Raw genomic sequence first — 17,726 nt, 5'->3', positions numbered from 1 at the left:
AATATCATGAAAAAAGTTGAAGCAATTATTAGGAAATCAAAGTTTTCTAAAGTAAAAAGAGCGCTCCACGATGTAGGCGTAAATTTTTTCTCTTATTGGGATGTCACAGGGCTTGGAAACGAAAAAGAAGGTCATGTTTACAGAGGTGTTTCTTACAGCACAAGCGATATACAAAGGCGATATCTTTCTATAGTTGTAAATGATGATTTCGAAGACATCACTGTAAAGACTATTCTCGATTCGGCATATACGGGAGATGTTGGAGATGGCAAAATATTTGTCTCTCATATCGAAGAGGTTTACAGAATACGAACTGGAGAAAAAGGAGGACAAACTTTAAAGTAAACACATGGATTTATTTACAATAAACAATGTATGGATGATGATCTGTACAGCGCTCGTCTTCTTTATGCATTTAGGTTTTGCATTTTTGGAAATCGGGTTAACACGACAAAAAAATACGATAAACATATTATTTAAAAATATGTTTATCATCACTGTAGGTTTACTACTTTATTGCTTAGTAGGTTTTAATCTTATGTATCCTGGATTCGAATCTGGAGATTGGGGAATTCTAGGTTCGGCTGGTATTGGTTTAGATTCTCCTTTAACAGAAGCAGGCTCTTTAGACTTAGCTTACAATGAAGGCTACACCTATTGGACAGATTTCTTATTTCAGGGTATGTTTGCAGCAACAGCGGCAACCATAGTTTCTGGTGCGGTTGCAGAACGCATGAAAATTGGTCCGTTTATGATTTTCACCATAATCTATGTTGGATTCATTTATCCGATTGCAGGATCTTGGAAATGGGGAGGTGGATTTTTACAAACACTAGAAACTCCATTTTACGATTTTGCTGGTTCTACATTAGTACACTCGGTTGGTGGATGGGCCGCTTTAGTCGCTGTATGTTTACTAGGTTCTAGAATTGGTAAATTTAAAGATGGAAAACTACAAGCCATTCCAGGACACAACATTCCAATAGCAACAGCTGGTGTTATTATATTATGGTTAGGTTGGTTTGGTTTTAATGGAGGGTCTGTTCTATCTGCCAACCCTGAATTAACATCACTAACTTTAGTTACAACATGCTTGGCAGCAGCCGCTGGAGGTGTTGGCGCTGCAATCGCTTCTGTTGCTAAGTTTAAAAATCTAGACTTAACCATGTTTCTTAATGGTATTTTAGGTGGGCTTGTTGCTATTACAGCTGGAGCAGACCAAATGAGTCCTACAGATGCTATTATCATAGGCGCCATTGCTGGAGTAATAATTGTATTTGCAGTATCTTTAATTGACCGTTTAAAACTAGATGACCCAGTTGGTGCTATTGCAGTACACTTAGTATGTGGTATTTATGGAACACTAGCTGTAGGTGTCTTTGGAAATCTAGCAGGTGGAACTCAGTTTTTAAGTCAACTTATTGGAGTCGTATCTTATGCTGCTTTCAGTTTTGTATCGGCTTTTTTAATCCTCTTTATCATGAAGAAAACTATAGGTATTAGAGTTTCTGAACAAGAGGAGCTTCAAGGTTTGGACAAACATGAACATGGTATGAGTGCGTATTCAGATTTTAGAATGAATGAACACTAAAAAAGTAAATTTTAAATTTATTGGTAATTAACTAAAAAACCCTCTAAAGAATTCCTTAGAGGGTTTTTATATGGTTATACAGTTAATTTATTCTCCCATAAATGGGGTAACTAAGCCGAATTTCGACTTGCGTTGATATTACCAAATAATGAGCGAGTTACCATGCTAGTATACACTTTCATTTCCTCATTATCAGGTTTTACACCAGATTTTTCAAGTTCTTGAATCTTCTTTAGCGCATACTGTTGAATCGTTAATAAAGGTAAAACGATAGACTCTCTAACTGCAATAGATGCTCTACCTGCTGGTTCTTCTTGCATTAATTCTTTATATCCAGTAAGTTTAAGGATAAGACGCTTTGACGTTTCATATTCATTATAAATGATTTTCCAAAATTCTCCATACTCTGGATCATCAGCCATATATCGTGTTAAATCAAAGAAAGACTTTGACAATGACATCATACTGTTCTCAATAAGTGTTTTAAAGAAATCTGAAGTTTTAAATAGCGTTTGCACTTTTTCAAACTCTCCAGAATCCTCATAATGTTTTAAAGCTGTACCTACTCCAAAAAAGCCTGGCACATTTTGTTTTAATTGGCTCCAAGAACCCACAAAAGGAATAGCTCTTAAATCTTCAAAGACTAAACCTTCAGACTTACCACGTTTTGATGGACGACTTCCAATATTTGTCTTGGCATAATACTTAAGCGTACTCATATGTTCTAAATATGAAATAAACTTTGGATGCGCTTTAAAATCTGAATAGGCTTTATAACTTCGATTAGACAAATCTGCCATTACTTCTCTATTCTCATGAGTCATACTTAAATCTGTCTCACTGATACTATTATGAATTCCTGAACTAATTAATTGTTCAAGATTATACTGAGACGATTCTAGAGTTCCAAAATTAGAACTAATTGTTTGTCCTTGTATGGTTAGCTGTACTTCTTTATCTTCAATAGTTGGCCCAAGAGATGCATAAAAATTATGCGTTTTTCCACCACCACGTGCTGGTGGTCCTCCACGACCATCAAAGAAAATAACAGTTACACCATAATTTCTAGACACTGTTGTTAAATTTTCTTTAGCTTTATAAATAGCCCAATTTGCCATTAAATAACCACCATCTTTAGTACCATCACTAAAACCTAGCATTATGTTTTGCTTATTTCCTCTAGATTTTAAATGCTTTGCATATTCTGGATTTGTATATAAGGCTTCCATGACTTCTGGCGCATTCTGTAAATCCGTTATGGTTTCAAAAAGCGGTCCAATATCTACTGTCAATTCATCTTGAAATGCCACCAATTTTAACATTGCAAATAATTGCATAACATTAAGCGTGGTCTGGTTGTTACTAATAATATAACGATTAGCAGCTTTCTCGCCATTAGTCTCCTGAATCGTCTTTATAGCTTTCATTGTTCGTAAGGCTTTCAAGGTGTCTTCATCTTTGATTAATGATAAATCAACCTCTCCCTTAACTTTAGACAAAAACGTTACCTGTTCTTTTTCTGATAAATCGTGATAATTCTTTGGAAAAATATCACTTCCGCTTTCAATCAAGGCATTAACCATATCATTAAAGAATTGATTATGCTTACGACTGTCTTGTCTTATATCTAAATTTGCGAAATGGAACCCAAACAAATGGATTTTATTAAGCAAACTATTAACCTCTGACACATAAAGTGATTGATGCTCGCTTACAATACTATTTTTTATCTCTTTTAGCTCTTCTGCAAACGTCTGAGCTGTTAGGTTGGAATTTTTGTTCGTAATAATTTTATACAATTCTGTTTCTAAAACTACTATTCGTTCTTCTACACCTGCAAAAGTTAGTTTTCGTCTTAATCGACGTGCATCTCTGTAATAGTTTTTAATAACTGTATCTCTTAATCTTTTTGCAACATTTAAGGTTATTTCTGGAGTCACAAATGGATTTCCATCTCTGTCACCTCCAGGCCAAAAACCGATATTTATAATATCGTTTTCAATTTGTTCGCCTTCAAATATATTCTGCTGAATATAATCATATATTGTCCCAAAAGACTTATAAAACACATTCTCTAAATACCATATCAAACTCACGGCTTCATCATAAGGAGTAGGCTTTTTATGCTTAAAAAAAGGCGTCTTTCCTAGCTGAGCTAATAGGTTATTAATTCTAAGCAAATCATTTTCTCGAATGGCTTCAGTTAAATCTGTAATGATCCCTAGTACCGAACCAGGATAAAACTGTGTTGGATGGGCAGTTAAAACAATACGAACCTTAAACTCTTCTAAATATTTTCTGAGCGTATCGAGTTTATTATTTTTTGTTACCGATTCCTTCAAACTTCGAAGTGTTCCAATACCATCCATATTATTTACAACAGGAAACGCTGCATCTTCAATAGCATCGAACAAAACGACTTGGCGCTCTATATACTGAATAAATCGAAATAATAAATTAATTTGACTTTTAGGAGATCTTCTTGCTTGGTATTTTTTAAAGAATGTATCAACAATTGTTGTTGGATCTTCTTGATTGGCAAATCCTTTTTTACAGGTCTCATGAAACAAAGGCAATAAGACTCCTGTTTTTGTAATCGTATCAAACGGTAAGGTCATAAATATACTGTTGTATATCTGATATTTGGATAATACATTTTGATTGAATCTCGTAAGTTTTGGCTGTGTAGGCATTTAATTTATATAATAGTCGACTGACCTAAGTGAATATTTGTAAAGTTCATATTACTGTCATTAGGATTATTGATGAAATCTTCTATAAACTCTCCTACTTTACCCGTAGTTATATTATTGTATTTCATATTAATGTCTGGTGTAGAAACATCTAGTTTCAGAGATTTTTCTACAGCTTGTTTTATCAATTCAGATTCAGCAAATAAATCAAAATGCTCCAATAACATTGCTGCTGATAAGATTGACGCAATTGGATTAGCAATACCTTTGCCTTCTGCCTGTGGAAATGATCCATGAATAGGCTCAAACATGGCATATTTATCTCCAATTGAAGCAGAAGCTAACAATCCAATTGAGCCTCCAATAACACTTGCTTCATCACTTAAAATATCACCAAACATGTTTTCAGTTAAAATAACATCAAACTGTTTTGGGTTTAATATCATTTGCATAGCAGCGTTATCTACAAACAAATAATCTAGCTTAACGTCTTGATATTGTACAGCAATTTCGGCAACAACTTTTCTCCAAAGTCTTGAGCTTTCTAAGACATTAGCTTTATCCACTAAAGTTACTTTATTTTTCCTGTTTTGAGCAGCTTGAAACGCTAAATGTGCAATACGCTCAATTTCTTCTCTAGAATATGAACACAAATCGGAAGCCCTATTACCATCCTCGCTTAAGTCCTTTTCGCCAAAATAAATCCCTCCTGTTAACTCTCTATAAATACTAATATCAGTACCTTGAATAATATGCTTTTTTAAAGGTGATTTACCTAATAATGTTTCATACGCTTTTACAGGCCTTATATTAGCATAGAGACCTAGTTCTTTTCTTAATTTGAGTAAACCTTGTTCTGGACGCACTTTGGCAGTTGGATCATTGTCATATTTTGGATGCCCAATAGCTCCAAACAAAATAGCATCAGACGATTTACATAAATCCAAAGTTTTTTCTGGCAAAGGATCGTTGTATTTGTCAATGGCCATAGCTCCAACATCTCCGGTTACAAACTTAAAATCATGATTAAATTCGAACGCAATTGCTTTCAATGCTTTTACTGCTTGGTTTGTAACTTCTGGTCCTATACCATCACCTGGCAAAACGGCTATATTTAATTTCATATTATGTTAGTATATTTTATGAGCTTCAAAAGCTTCGATTTGTTCTTTATTATTAATTAAGTAATCGATATCATCATATCCATTTATCATACACGTTTTCTTGTAGGCGTCTATTTCGAAATTCTCAGAAATGTCTAAATCCACTATTGAAATCGTTTGGTTCTGAAGATTAATTTCGAGTTCTGTATTTGGGTTCGACTCAATTCTATTTAGCAAATTGATTAGAAACGACTCGGAAACTTGAACTGGCAATAAGCCATTGTTTAATGCATTACCTTTAAAGATATCTGCAAAGAAACTAGATACTACGACTCTAAAACCGTAACCTACAATAGCCCAAGCAGCATGTTCTCTACTCGATCCGCAACCAAAATTATCTCCTGCAACTAATATACTTCCAGAATATTTTGAATTATTTAATATAAATTCTGAGTTTTCAGAACCATCTTTATGATACCTCCAATCCCTAAATACATTATCTCCAAACCCATTTTTATCCGTTGCTTTTAAAAAGCGAGCTGGTATAATTTGATCTGTATCAACATTCTCAATATTCAATGGAATAGCTGTTGACTTTAATGTTGTAAACTTCTCCATTAATTTAAGTGTTTCGTAATATCAATTATTTTCCCTTCAACTGCTGTAGCAGCTGCGACGAGAGGACTTGCTAAAATCGTTCTAGATCCTTGGCCTTGTCGTCCTTCAAAATTTCGGTTTGATGTAGACACACAATATTCACCTTGTGGAATTTTATCATCATTCATGGCTAAGCACGCTGAGCATCCAGGTTGGCGTAATTCAAATCCTGCTTCATCAAAAACAGTTTTTAAACCCTCTTCTATAATCTGAGCTTCAACTTGTTTACTTCCAGGCACTAACCAAGCCGTTACATTATCAGCTTTTTTCTTTCCTTTTATAAAATCTGCCGCCACTCTAAAATCTTCTATTCTAGAATTGGTACAACTTCCTATAAAGACATAATTGATTGGTTTATTAATTAGACTCTCACCAGCCTCAAAATTCATATATGCCAATGATTTTTTAAATGAAGGATTTTCATCTTTAGGAATCTTTTCTGAAATTTTAATTCCCATTCCTGGATTAGTTCCGTAAGTCACCATGGGTTCTATATCTTCAGCTTCAAAATGATATTCTTTGTCAAACTGTGCTCCATCATCTGTTGGTAAGGTCTTCCAATAGGCTACTTTTTTAGTAAAATCTTCACCCTTAGGTGCAAATTTCCGACCTTTCACATAATTAAAAGTTGTTTCATCTGGTGCAATCATTCCACCTCGTGCTCCCATTTCAATACTCATATTACAAACAGTCATGCGTCCTTCCATACTCATCTCTTCAAAGACATTTCCTGCGTATTCACAGAAATATCCTGTACCAGAATTGGTTCCTAATTTTGAAATGATATAAAGAATGACATCTTTTGGCAGCACGCCTTTCTTTAATTTTCCATTAACGGTAACCCTTAAACTTTTAGGCTTAGTAAGCAATAAACACTGGCTCGCAAAAACTTGCGCCACTTGACTTGTTCCTATACCAAATGCAATAGATCCAAAAGCACCATGAGTTGAAGTATGACTGTCACCACAGACCATAGTATAACCTGGTTGCGTAACTCCTAACTCTGGAGCCATTACATGAACAATTCCATTATATTGATGTCCTAGTTCATATAAAGTGATGTTGTTTTTTTTACAATTTTCAGACAGCTGTGCTAATTGATTTCTAGACAACGCATCTTCAATTGGCTGATCTTGATTTATAGTGGGCGTATTATGATCTGCAGTTGCCACAATTTGGTCTGGTCTAAAAATAGGAATTCCACGATCTTCTAATTCGTTAAAAGCTTGCGGACTTGTAACTTCATGGATTAAGTGTTTATCGATATATAATATCTGCGGGCCATTTTTTATACTACTAACCACATGAGCATCCCAGACTTTATCGAATAATGTTTTTTTACTCATTATGCTGAAAGAATTTCTTGATATACTTTACTTGTTTCTATGATTTGATGGATATCATTATCATTTATTTCTTTGTTTCGATCTGCAAATTTTAAAAAGTTAGCATAGACTTCATCCAATTGTAACTTTGTTAATTCATAGCCAACATTTTTAGCTCTATAAGCTAAGGCTGCACGACCACTTCTTGCAGTTAAAATAATAGCCGAATTGGTAACACCAACATCTTTTGGGTCAATAATTTCGTAGGTTTCACGATTTTTAATCACTCCATCTTGATGAATTCCTGAACTATGTGCAAAAGCATTTGCACCAACAATTGCTTTATTAGGTTGTGTATAAATTCCCATACTATCACTCACCAATTGACTCATTCCATAAAGCATTGACGTATTAATGTTTGTATCTAAATTTAGGTAAGGATGTTGTTTTAGCACCATCACTACTTCTTCCAGAGCAGTATTTCCTGCTCGCTCACCAATACCGTTAATTGTACATTCAATTTGGCGCGCTCCATTTATAACGCCTTCTATTGAATTTGCGGTTGCTAATCCTAAATCATTATGACAATGACATGATAAGATTGCCTTTTCTATGCCCTTTACATTTTCTTTTAAATACTTAATCTTTGCCCCATATTCACTTGGCAAACAATAACCGGTTGTATCTGGAATATTTAAAACAGTTGCACCTGCCTTGATAGCTACTTCGCATACTTTTGCCAAATACTCATTATCCGTTCTACCAGCATCTTCAGCATAAAATTCTACATCTTCTACAAACGATTTGGCATATTTTACAGCGTCAAAAGCACGCCTTAAAATATCTTCTTGAGTCGTTTTAAACTTATGAACGATATGTGATTCTGAAGTTCCGATTCCTGTATGAATTCTTGGTTTAACTGCATATTTCAATGCTTCAGCAGCCACTTTAATATCATTTTGCACTGATCGTGTTAAGCCACAAACCGTTGCATTTTTTACAATTTTTGAAATCGCTTCAACGGATTTAAAATCACCTGGACTAGAAACAGGAAAACCCGCCTCAATAACATCTACACCAAGCCTATCTAACTGTTCGGCAATTACACTTTTCTGATCTGTATTGAGTTTGCAACCCGGAACTTGCTCTCCATCGCGAAGTGTTGTATCGAAGATTTGAATATTGTTATTTGACATTTATCAAAATATAGTTTAGTATTGTCTTACGAATTTAAGTTTTGGGTTTATTTAAATACTTAAGACTTTCTTCGTTTATACGATGTTCAAAATCAAACTTTGGCGTTAATATTTTGATTATCAATTATATAACTTGTTATTATTTTGACAACTAAAGATCAAAAAGATTATTTATTTTCACTTGTAAAGTCTCTAACAAAGTCTGAGAAACGACAGTTTAAACTTTATGTAGGAAGGCTTGGCGTGAATTCTGATTCCAAGTTTTTGAATTTATTTAACCTATTAGACAAAACAAAAACATATAATGAGGCAGCCATTATAAAAACAGGCATTGTAAAAAAACAGCAACTTGCTAATGTAAAAGCGCATTTATATAAGCAGATTTTAATTAGTCTTAAATTAAACCCAGCACACCAAAATATACGCTCACAAATAAGAGAGCAACTGGATTTCGCTTCCATTTTATATCATAAGGGTTTATACAAACAAAGTTTAAGAATTCTTAACAAAGTCAAAGATTTGGCCATAGCTAATGAAGAAAAAAATATGGCATTTGAAATCGTTGAACTCGAAAAAATAATAGAGTCTCAATACATTACAAGAAGTATCAGTTCTCGTGCAGATGAGCTGGCAATTCAAGCACGCGATTTGAGTGCGCAAAATGTAATTACCAGTAAACTCTCTAATTTATCATTACAACTTTACAGCATTATCTTAAAAACTGGCTATGTTAAAAATGAAGACGAATATAAAATAGTGACACAGTATTTTACTGATAGGCTTCCAGAAATTAATTGGGATAAGCTAGGGTTTAGAGAGAAACTGTGGTATTACAAGGCCCATTTATGGTATAATTTTTTACGTCAAGATTTCTTAAATTGCTATAGGTATGCTGCAAAATGGGTTGACCTATTTCATCAGAATCCTAGTATGATTAACCTTAACCCTGTATTCTATTTAAAAGGAAATAACTACTTATTAGAATCTCTTTATTTCATTAATAATAAACCCAAATTCGTAAAAAAATTAGAGCATTTTAAAACCATTGTAGACAGTCCGAAGTTTAATAAAGACGGAAACGTTTCTACTTTAATTTTTTTGTACACTAATTTTCATAGCATCAATCAACATTTTATTGATGGCAGTTTTGAAGAAGGACTAAAATTGATTCCAAAAATCGAAAAATCACTAGTGCTTTTTGATAGTAGAATTGACCCTCATCATAAAATGATTTTTTATTACAAGTTTGCTAGTTTACATTTTGGAGCTGGTAACAATAAGGCTTGTATTACATATTTAGATAAAATAATTTCTAACAAATCGCTCTCTATGCGTGAGGATCTTCTTTGTTTCTCTAGAGTTTTAAACCTTGTTGCTCATTATGAAGCTGGTATAGATTATCATTTAGAAACACTTTTAAGAAGCACGTATAAGTTCTTAATAAAAATGAACGATCTACACGAAGTGCAAAAAGAAATGATTAAGTTCATTAGAAATCTACAAGATATTTACCCTCACGATTTAAAAAATGCCTTTAAAAATTTATTGGAGCGACTCAAAATTTATGAAGACCATCCTTTTGAGCGCAGAGCTTTTTTATATTTAGACATTATTTCTTGGTTAGAAAGTAAGATTGAAAATAAGCCCGTTGCGGAAATAATTCAACATAAATATGTAGTAAAATAACTATCTTCATTTTCTGAATCTAGTAAGATTGACAATGAAAACATTAACTTTAGCTAGAGACTGTTACTTCCCAATACAGAAATTAGCAAAAATATTACCCAATAAGTCATCATTGGTAATTTCGCCTGTAATTTCTCCAAAGTGAAATAGCGCTTGGCGAATATCTATGGCTAGTAAATCTCCTGAGAGCCCTGTTTCTAAACCATGTTTTACTTTTTGAACCTCTTCAAAAGCCTTTAGTAAGGCATCATAATGTCTAGAATTGGTAACAATAGTTTCATTATTACGAAGTGCTCCTGTGTTGATTAACTCTAAAAGTGCATCTGTTAACCCCTCTACACCATCTCCTGTTTTAGCAGAAAGTAATCGTATTTGCTCAATCTCGCTTTTAAGATTAGCACGTTCATTATGGTCTAATTGGTCTATTTTATTAGCAATAATCAACAGCGGTTTTTGTGGATACTTATTTTTTATCTTTTCAATTTCTACCTGAATCGTTTTTAAATTGGCAATAGACTTCGAGCTATCAAACAAATAAATGACTACTTGTGCCTGATCGATTTTTTCAAAGGTTTTCTTAATACCAATACTTTCAACTACATCTTTGGTATCTCTAATACCTGCTGTATCAATAAATCTAAACCCAATACCTCCAATAGAAATTTCATCCTCAATGGTATCTCGTGTCGTACCAGCGATTTCAGAAACAATAGCACGCTCTTCATTTAAAAGTGCATTTAGAAGCGTAGATTTTCCAACGTTAGGCTCACCTACTATCGTAACTGGAATTCCATTTTTTATAACATTTCCAACGGCGAACGAATCGATGAGACGTTTTAAAACAAAAGTAATTCTGTCGATAAGTTCCTTAAATTGAGAACGATCGGCAAACTCTACATCTTCTTCCGCAAAATCTAGTTCTAGCTCTATCAGAGAAGCAAAATTAAGCAGCTCTTCTCGGAGCTTAGCTATTTCCGAAGAAAAACCACCACGCATTTGTTGCATAGCCACTTGATGTGATGCCTCATTATCACTAGCAATCAAATCGGCTACAGCTTCAGCTTGCGACAAATCTAATTTTCCGTTTAGAAATGCGCGTAATGTAAACTCCCCAGCATTTGCCATTCGGCAACCTTTCCGTAAAAACAATTGTATTATTTCTTGCTGAATGTATAAACTTCCATGACATGATATTTCAACAATATCTTCACCTGTGTACGAATTGGGGTTTTTAAATACAGAAACTAGCACCTCATCAAATACGCGTTTATCTTCTATTATATGACCCAAATGAATGGTATGCGTCGCTTGCCTTTTTAAGGTTTTATGACTTATAACCGACTTAAAACAGGCATCTACAATGTCAATGGCATCGCTCCCCGAAAGCCGTATTACAGCAATGGCTCCGCTTCCTGAGGCCGTAGCTAATGCAACAATTGTATCTTGATGAGTCATTCTATAGTTTTTTACAAAAGTATTGCAATTTTACTTTTATAGAATAATTTTATCCTGTTCTTTAAGTTTTTATTAGTAGTTATGGTTGATTTTCTTTTACTGAACTTATTATATTTGTAATACCAAAATTTTTAAGCAATGAAAAAAATAGTTACACTGTTATGCCTAAGCCTTTTACTCTTTGCATGTAAAACAGAAGGCTCTGGCTCAACCGAAGAAGTACTAAGAGATACGTATTTGATTACAGGTGAAGCACCAGGCGTTTATAATGGCATTAGAGCACATCTCCAAACCACAGACCCACGTGGAAGAAAGATTAATGTCGATACTGCTATTGTAATGAATGAGCGTTTTCTATTTGAAGGTAAAGTTGATACACCTCAAATGTGGAATTTAAACATTAATAGCATTAAAGGAAACCTACCTCTAATTGTAGAAAACAAAGCAATTAGCATTGCTGTGGATAATACGAATCTATCAAAGTCAAAAATTACAGGGACTAAAGCAAATGCCGATTTGATGTCTTTAAATGAAAACATTGAAGTGTTAAATACAAAGGCTTCAAAATTAAATGAACAAATTAGAGCAACTAGTGATAATACGATAAAAAGTGAGCTTGCCCAAGAATACACAGCACTAACAAGAGAAATGAAAGCATTGCCAATAGCCTACGCTAAAGACAATAAAAATAGCCTCTACTCTTTAGTTGTTATAGACAACTTATTTAAAACCAAACAACCTGATTTAGATAATATTTCTTCGCTTTTTAATGGACTCGATGATACTATTAAAAACACAAAACTGGGTGAAAGCATTAAAACAAGATTAGATCAGTTACTAAAACAAAGAGCGCTTTTAAGTGCTACTGAAATAGGAAAACCTGCGCCAGATTTCTCATCTACAAGACCAGATGGCAGTAAATTAGCGTTAAAAGATGCTATGGGAAAAGTAACTATTATTGATTTTTGGGCGGCTTGGTGTGGTCCTTGCCGACGTGAAAACCCAAACGTTGTTAAGGTTTATAATAAATACCATGACAAAGGATTAGAAATTATTGGAGTATCTCTTGATGGGACTTCAAGGCAGAAAGATCCTAAAGAGGCTTGGTTGGAAGCTATCGAGCAAGATAAATTAACTTGGAATCATGTATCTAGTCTTAACTATTTTAACGATCCTGTAGCAAGAGCATATAATATTAGATCGATTCCTGCGACATTTATTTTAGATGAAAATGGAACCATCGTAGCCAAAAACTTAAGAGGCCCAGCCTTAGAAGCGAAAATAGCAGAGTTACTTAATTAGTAAACTTTCTAAATTATATTTAAGCCTTTAATCTTAAAGATTGAAGGCTTTTTGATTTAGATCTTTCCCGTCTTATGCAGCACGAATAATATGACAATAGGAATGGCTAACAAACCAACCATTTGCAAATCTGTTTCTAACAATGTAGGTCGCAAGATAAGTGTTAGTATATAACCACCTACTGCACCTCCAAAATGGGCATCATGACCAATATTACCAATACGCTTTTTCATACCATATATTGAAAACAAGAGGTATATAATTCCAAAGATATAGCCTGGAATATAAAACGGTATAAAAAACATACCAATACCTCTATGTGGATCTAATAAAATCGCCGCATATAACACACCCATAACCGCTCCACTGGCACCAATAGCACTATAATGATATTCATCTTTATGAAAATAAAGAGAAATGAGACTCCCTAAGCCTAAACTTCCAATATATACAACTAAAAACCCAAGTTGACCCAACCCACCAATAACAGTATCTGCGAAAAAATATAAGGTCATCATATTAAACAACAAATGCGTGGTATCTCCATGTAAAAAGCCAGAGCTAAACATTCTAAACTGTTCACCACGTCTTATGCTACCAACGTTGAATTTATAGCGTTCAAAAAAGCTAAAATCTTCGAACCCCTTATACGATATTATTACATTTGCTGCAATAATGATAATTGTAAACAAACTTAAATCACCCATAGACTTTTATTACATATATTTGCCACTGCAAATCTAACATATATTAATGCAATTTATTATCTACATTTTAGTTTATCCATTTTTATGGTTAATATCTATTCTTCCATTTAGATTGTTATACGCATTCTCTGATATGTTATACCTTTTTATCTATCGTATTTTTGGATATAGAAAAAAAACAGTACAGGATAATTTAAGGCTCGTTTTTCCTGAAAAGGATGCAAAAGAAATCAATACTATCACAAAAAAATTCTATCATCATTTATGTGATATGATTGTTGAAGCTATCAAATCTTTAACGATTTCAGAAGCAGAGATGAAAAAGCGATTCACCTTCTCCAATGTGGAGTTGATGCAAGGTTTAGAAAATCAAGATAGAAGCATTGTTCTTATGTGCGCGCATTATGGCAGCTGGGAATGGATTTTTATTCTTCAAACCTATGTTAAATCAAGAGGAAACGCTGTTTACAAGCGTATACAGAATAAATATTTTGACAGATTAGTAAAGCGTATTAGAGCGAAGTACAACAGTCATTTAATTACGACCAAAGAGATTATACCAGAACTTCTTAGATTAAAAAACGATGGTATTTGCACAATTAACGGGTTCGTTTCTGATCAAAGTCCGAAACCTCAAAAAGCATTTCATTGGACTGAGTTTATGAATATTAGAGTTCCTGTTCATACTGGCGCCGAAATGTTGGCTAAACGCTTAGATATGTCTGTTGTGTTTTTTAAAGTGAAACGTCTAAAACGAGGTCATTATGAGACTACATTTAAGACTTTGGCTGAGCATCCTAGAGATTATAAAGATTATGAGATTACAGACCAATTTTTAAAACTTGTTGAGCAACAGATCTATGAAGCTCCTCAATATTATTTGTGGACACATAAACGCTGGAAACACAAAGACAAATCTCCTGAGGATTATAAGCCAAAAATCAAAGATTAGATAAATTACCTCATGCTTATAGCCCCAAAATAAAAAGACCAATAACACAAAGATTATTAGTCTTTTTAAACCAATCTATCAAACAATATTTGTAATAAAATTCTATTCAGCTGTTAGTATAAATCCCCAATCAAACTCTCCATTTCCGTCGGTAGACTTTATGGTCATTTGATTTGCTGATCTATCTAAGATGATATATTTATGATCACCTCCAATGTAATATCCCATAAAAGCTAATCCCGATAAACTTATCGTTTCAACGCCTCCTGGAGCAGATAAAGACCATTGTTCAGCATAATCGCTATATTCTAAATTTATAATATCGGCACCATCAGCTTCACCACCAGTTCCTCCTAACTCATCAATTAGTACTTCGCGTCCAAACACTGTTCCGCTTGTATCTTCTACAGGATCATCATTTGTACCATCTGTTATATGCGTAAATGTTCCATCTTCATTGAAAATATAGCGGTCATCATACATCCCTACTCCAGCTTTAGATTCTGGAGGAGCTGCAAAGAAACTAAAGGGATCGCCACCTGCAGGACCTAATCCAAAATGACCAGGAGCATCAGATTTTATACGCCATACTCTAGATCCAGATCCATATAGCATTTCTAATAAATCTTCAGGCGGTTCATAAAGAGACAACACGTCAACTAAAATACTCTTACTTGTAGACAAGCCTCCTGTGCCATAAGCAATTACAGTTACAGTATATGAGTTCTCTCCAAGTAATGTAAAATCATGAGACACACTTCCTCCTACCGCTAGTTTTGTTTGGTTTTGAATGACATAATGAAATGTAATTGCATTATCTGCCGTTGCCGTGAAATTAACAGTTCCGCTACCATCTCCATTTGGATTGTTAACATCAGCACCTACTTTATCAACTTCTATTTGAATGTTTGATGGTGCTATTAAGTTACCTATTTCTTGGTCTTCATCTTGGCACGTATAAAACGATCCCAATACAAAAGAAAAGATTATTAAATATTTTAAATGTTTCATAATAAAGTTATGTTTCAAATTAATTGGTAAGTGTGTATTCATCAAAATAGTACACCGAATCATCTCCATTGTTTCCGAAATCAAAGAATATGACTACTCTAACATAATCTGCTGCAGGAGCATCTGAAAAATCATATACTAATTCTTCCCAACCATTAGCAACAGTGTTTGTAATATCTTTCTCATGTGTGATACTCGCATCTGCATTTTCAAGTTTCAATTTAATTGTAATTCCACTTGTTGGAGACCAGGTCTTCACACTAATTTGATTATATGTATTTAAATCTAAAGGATCGGTTTCAAAAAATGTACCTGCCCATACTTCAGAGCCAGCCGTCTTTGTTAATTGAGCAACATTAGCAGTGGTATTGATTCCAGACATATCTGGATTAGCTACAACCTGTGTATCTGCGATATTTCCGAATACTGTAAATGTTGGTGCCGTTCCCTCAAAATCTTGGAAAGAAAAATCTTGTTGCGTTCCTACCAGTTCTATATCGTCATAATAGTACAACGAATCATCACCAGGATTACCAAAATCAAAGAATATGACTAACCTTATATAATCTGCCATAGGCGCTGCTGTAAAATCATATAGCAGGTTTTCCCATTCATTGGCAACAGTAGTAACAACATCGCCTTCGTAAGTTATGCTGGCATCTGCATTTTCTAGTTTAAACTTCACTGTAATTCCAGCTGTAGGAGACCATGTTTTCACATTCATTTGTCCGAAAGATGCCAAATCTAATGGCGCATCTAATTCAAAAAATGTTCCTGCCCATACTTCAGAGCCTGCTGTTTTTGTTAATTGTGCAACATTAGCACTCGTATTGATTCCAGACATGTCTGGGTTTGTAACAACTTGTGTATCAGCAATATTTCCAAATACTGTAAATGTTGGAACTACACCTTCAAAATCTTCCACAATTTGTGATACAACAACACCTGCAAAATCTTGTCTAATATTGTCTAAGTAAAATGTCCAATCTGCGCTACCATCACCAGCAGTTCCGAGATCAAAGAACCAAACTATTTTTTGAAATGAATCTGTTTCTAAATTGGCAAATTCACTAAGATCAATTGAAACTTCTTCCCATTGACTATTTCCAACTAACGGAACTCCAACCTCAATAAAAATATTTGGATCTGTAAGGTTTTCTAATTTCAAAGTAAATGTTCCACCTGGTCTTGGTGACCAAACATCAAACTTCATAACTTTCTTAGTACTAAAATCGATAGGAGCTGACAATTCAATTACGTTACCTGCCCACACCTCTGGAGCCCCTTTAATTATTTGAGCAACTTTGGCCGACTCATTTCCATTGGTATCCGGATTATCAATAACTTCACCAGAAGCCCCTCCAAATCCGAAGAATACTGTAGAATCAAAAATTTCAAAATCTATTGGTAATTCCGTTGGAGTTGTTATTGTTACCATTACTGTATCTTCAGATGATTCAACCCCTCCACTAAGTGCAACCACTCTAATTGTGTAATCACCAACTAAATCATATTCAAAGCTCACTGTACCATCTAAAGCTAGTGGTGTTGCTTCTTCGTCTACATTGGATGTATCGAAATAAACTTCAAAAGATGCAGCATAATCTGCTACAGCAGACACATTTACTTGAAATGGGTTGGAAGCGTCAACTTCAGCAGTTATGACCAAATTTTCTGGTGCGCGAAAGGATACGACCAATTGTTGCGTTGCTTCTGTAGTTAATCCGTTAATACTAACCGCCTCAATCGTTACTGTATAAGTACCTTCTTCATAAATATGTGTTGTGTTTTCTCCTTGAGCCACAGATACAGCCTCTGCTGTCCCGTCGCCAAGCGTAATATTATAATTTACGGCGCCAACTGCATTAGGCGTAATAATAACTGTTCCTGTATTATCCTGAGATATATTAAATACTGCAGACACCTCAGATGGTGCTGTTATATCATTCAGAGCATCTAAATTGTCGTCATCATTTTGGCAGCCAGTGAACAAACCTACCGCTACAAAAAGACCGAGTATGTATTTTATTGTTTTCATAATATCATTT

14 protein-coding genes are annotated in these 17,726 nt (G+C 34.3%); 5 read left to right on the top strand and 9 right to left on the bottom strand.

Translation table 11 applies throughout. The features are described from left to right. The first annotated feature begins 6 nt into the window (after positions 1–6). Both Q0893_RS14185 and Q0893_RS14180 read left to right on the top strand, forming a co-directional pair. Positions 7–345 carry a P-II family nitrogen regulator gene (locus Q0893_RS14185; RefSeq protein WP_298902916.1) on the top strand — a complete coding sequence of 113 codons (339 nt, stop codon included), beginning with the start codon at positions 7–9 and terminating at the stop codon, positions 343–345. 4 nt (positions 346–349) lie between these two features. Further along, a complete protein-coding gene (locus Q0893_RS14180; RefSeq protein ID WP_298902917.1) occupies positions 350–1,591 on the top strand; it encodes an ammonium transporter in 1,242 nt (413 codons plus the stop codon). 110 nt (positions 1,592–1,701) lie between these two features. Here the strand turns inward: Q0893_RS14180 and Q0893_RS14175 are convergent, their stop codons facing one another. The 5 genes from Q0893_RS14175 to Q0893_RS14155 are packed head-to-tail and all read right to left on the bottom strand — an operon-like array spanning position 1,702 to position 8,565. Then, positions 1,702–4,284 carry a phosphoenolpyruvate carboxylase gene (locus Q0893_RS14175; RefSeq protein ID WP_299276807.1) on the bottom strand — a complete coding sequence of 861 codons (2,583 nt, stop codon included), beginning with the start codon at positions 4,282–4,284 and terminating at the stop codon, positions 1,702–1,704. Positions 4,285–4,289: 5 nt separating this feature from the next. After that, positions 4,290–5,408 carry a 3-isopropylmalate dehydrogenase gene (gene leuB / locus Q0893_RS14170; RefSeq protein ID WP_298902919.1) on the bottom strand — a complete coding sequence of 373 codons (1,119 nt, stop codon included), beginning with the start codon at positions 5,406–5,408 and terminating at the stop codon, positions 4,290–4,292. 6 nt (positions 5,409–5,414) lie between these two features. Continuing rightward, entirely contained in the window at positions 5,415–6,005 is a 591-nt protein-coding gene (gene leuD / locus Q0893_RS14165; protein ID WP_299276804.1) for a 3-isopropylmalate dehydratase small subunit, read from the bottom strand. Then, on the bottom strand, positions 6,005–7,390 hold the full coding sequence (gene leuC / locus Q0893_RS14160; protein WP_299276801.1) for a 3-isopropylmalate dehydratase large subunit: 1,386 nt from the start codon (positions 7,388–7,390) through the stop codon (positions 6,005–6,007). Before leuC ends, leuD begins: the two co-directional genes overlap by 1 nt. Then, positions 7,390–8,565 carry a 2-isopropylmalate synthase gene (locus Q0893_RS14155; RefSeq protein WP_298902925.1) on the bottom strand — a complete coding sequence of 392 codons (1,176 nt, stop codon included), beginning with the start codon at positions 8,563–8,565 and terminating at the stop codon, positions 7,390–7,392. Before Q0893_RS14155 ends, leuC begins: the two co-directional genes overlap by 1 nt. A gap of 144 nt (positions 8,566–8,709) precedes the next feature. On the opposite strand from Q0893_RS14155, the gene Q0893_RS14150 reads away from it, so the two are divergent. Next, complete coding sequence (locus Q0893_RS14150; RefSeq protein WP_299276797.1) at positions 8,710–10,251, top strand: hypothetical protein; 1,542 nt, start codon at positions 8,710–8,712, stop codon at positions 10,249–10,251. 63 nt (positions 10,252–10,314) lie between these two features. Here the strand turns inward: Q0893_RS14150 and mnmE are convergent, their stop codons facing one another. Next, entirely contained in the window at positions 10,315–11,706 is a 1,392-nt protein-coding gene (gene mnmE / locus Q0893_RS14145; protein ID WP_299276794.1) for a tRNA uridine-5-carboxymethylaminomethyl(34) synthesis GTPase MnmE, read from the bottom strand. Positions 11,707–11,844: 138 nt separating this feature from the next. Between mnmE and Q0893_RS14140 the strand changes: the two genes are divergently transcribed. Further along, complete coding sequence (locus Q0893_RS14140) at positions 11,845–13,008, top strand: TlpA disulfide reductase family protein (protein ID WP_299276791.1); 1,164 nt, start codon at positions 11,845–11,847, stop codon at positions 13,006–13,008. 56 nt (positions 13,009–13,064) lie between these two features. Here the strand turns inward: Q0893_RS14140 and Q0893_RS14135 are convergent, their stop codons facing one another. After that, positions 13,065–13,715, bottom strand: coding sequence for a rhomboid family intramembrane serine protease (locus Q0893_RS14135; RefSeq protein WP_298902951.1), 651 nt, complete (start codon positions 13,713–13,715; stop codon positions 13,065–13,067). Between the two features lie 46 nt (positions 13,716–13,761). On the opposite strand from Q0893_RS14135, the gene Q0893_RS14130 reads away from it, so the two are divergent. Further along, positions 13,762–14,667, top strand: coding sequence for a lysophospholipid acyltransferase family protein (locus tag Q0893_RS14130; RefSeq protein WP_299276787.1), 906 nt, complete (start codon positions 13,762–13,764; stop codon positions 14,665–14,667). A gap of 102 nt (positions 14,668–14,769) precedes the next feature. Here Q0893_RS14130 and Q0893_RS14125 read toward each other — a convergent pair whose 3' ends face one another. Both Q0893_RS14125 and Q0893_RS14120 read right to left on the bottom strand, forming a co-directional pair. Next, entirely contained in the window at positions 14,770–15,678 is a 909-nt protein-coding gene (locus tag Q0893_RS14125; protein WP_298902954.1) for a glucan endo-1,3-beta-D-glucosidase, read from the bottom strand. 19 nt (positions 15,679–15,697) lie between these two features. Further along, on the bottom strand, positions 15,698–17,716 hold the full coding sequence (locus Q0893_RS14120; protein ID WP_299276783.1) for a hypothetical protein: 2,019 nt from the start codon (positions 17,714–17,716) through the stop codon (positions 15,698–15,700). Positions 17,717–17,726: the final 10 nt, after the last annotated feature.

It is taken from the genome of uncultured Psychroserpens sp., from assembly GCF_947494225.1.
Lineage (GTDB): Bacteria > Bacteroidota > Bacteroidia > Flavobacteriales > Flavobacteriaceae > Psychroserpens.
Note: the sequence above shows the minus strand (reverse complement) of the source record. Positions and strands in the feature narration are given on the sequence as shown.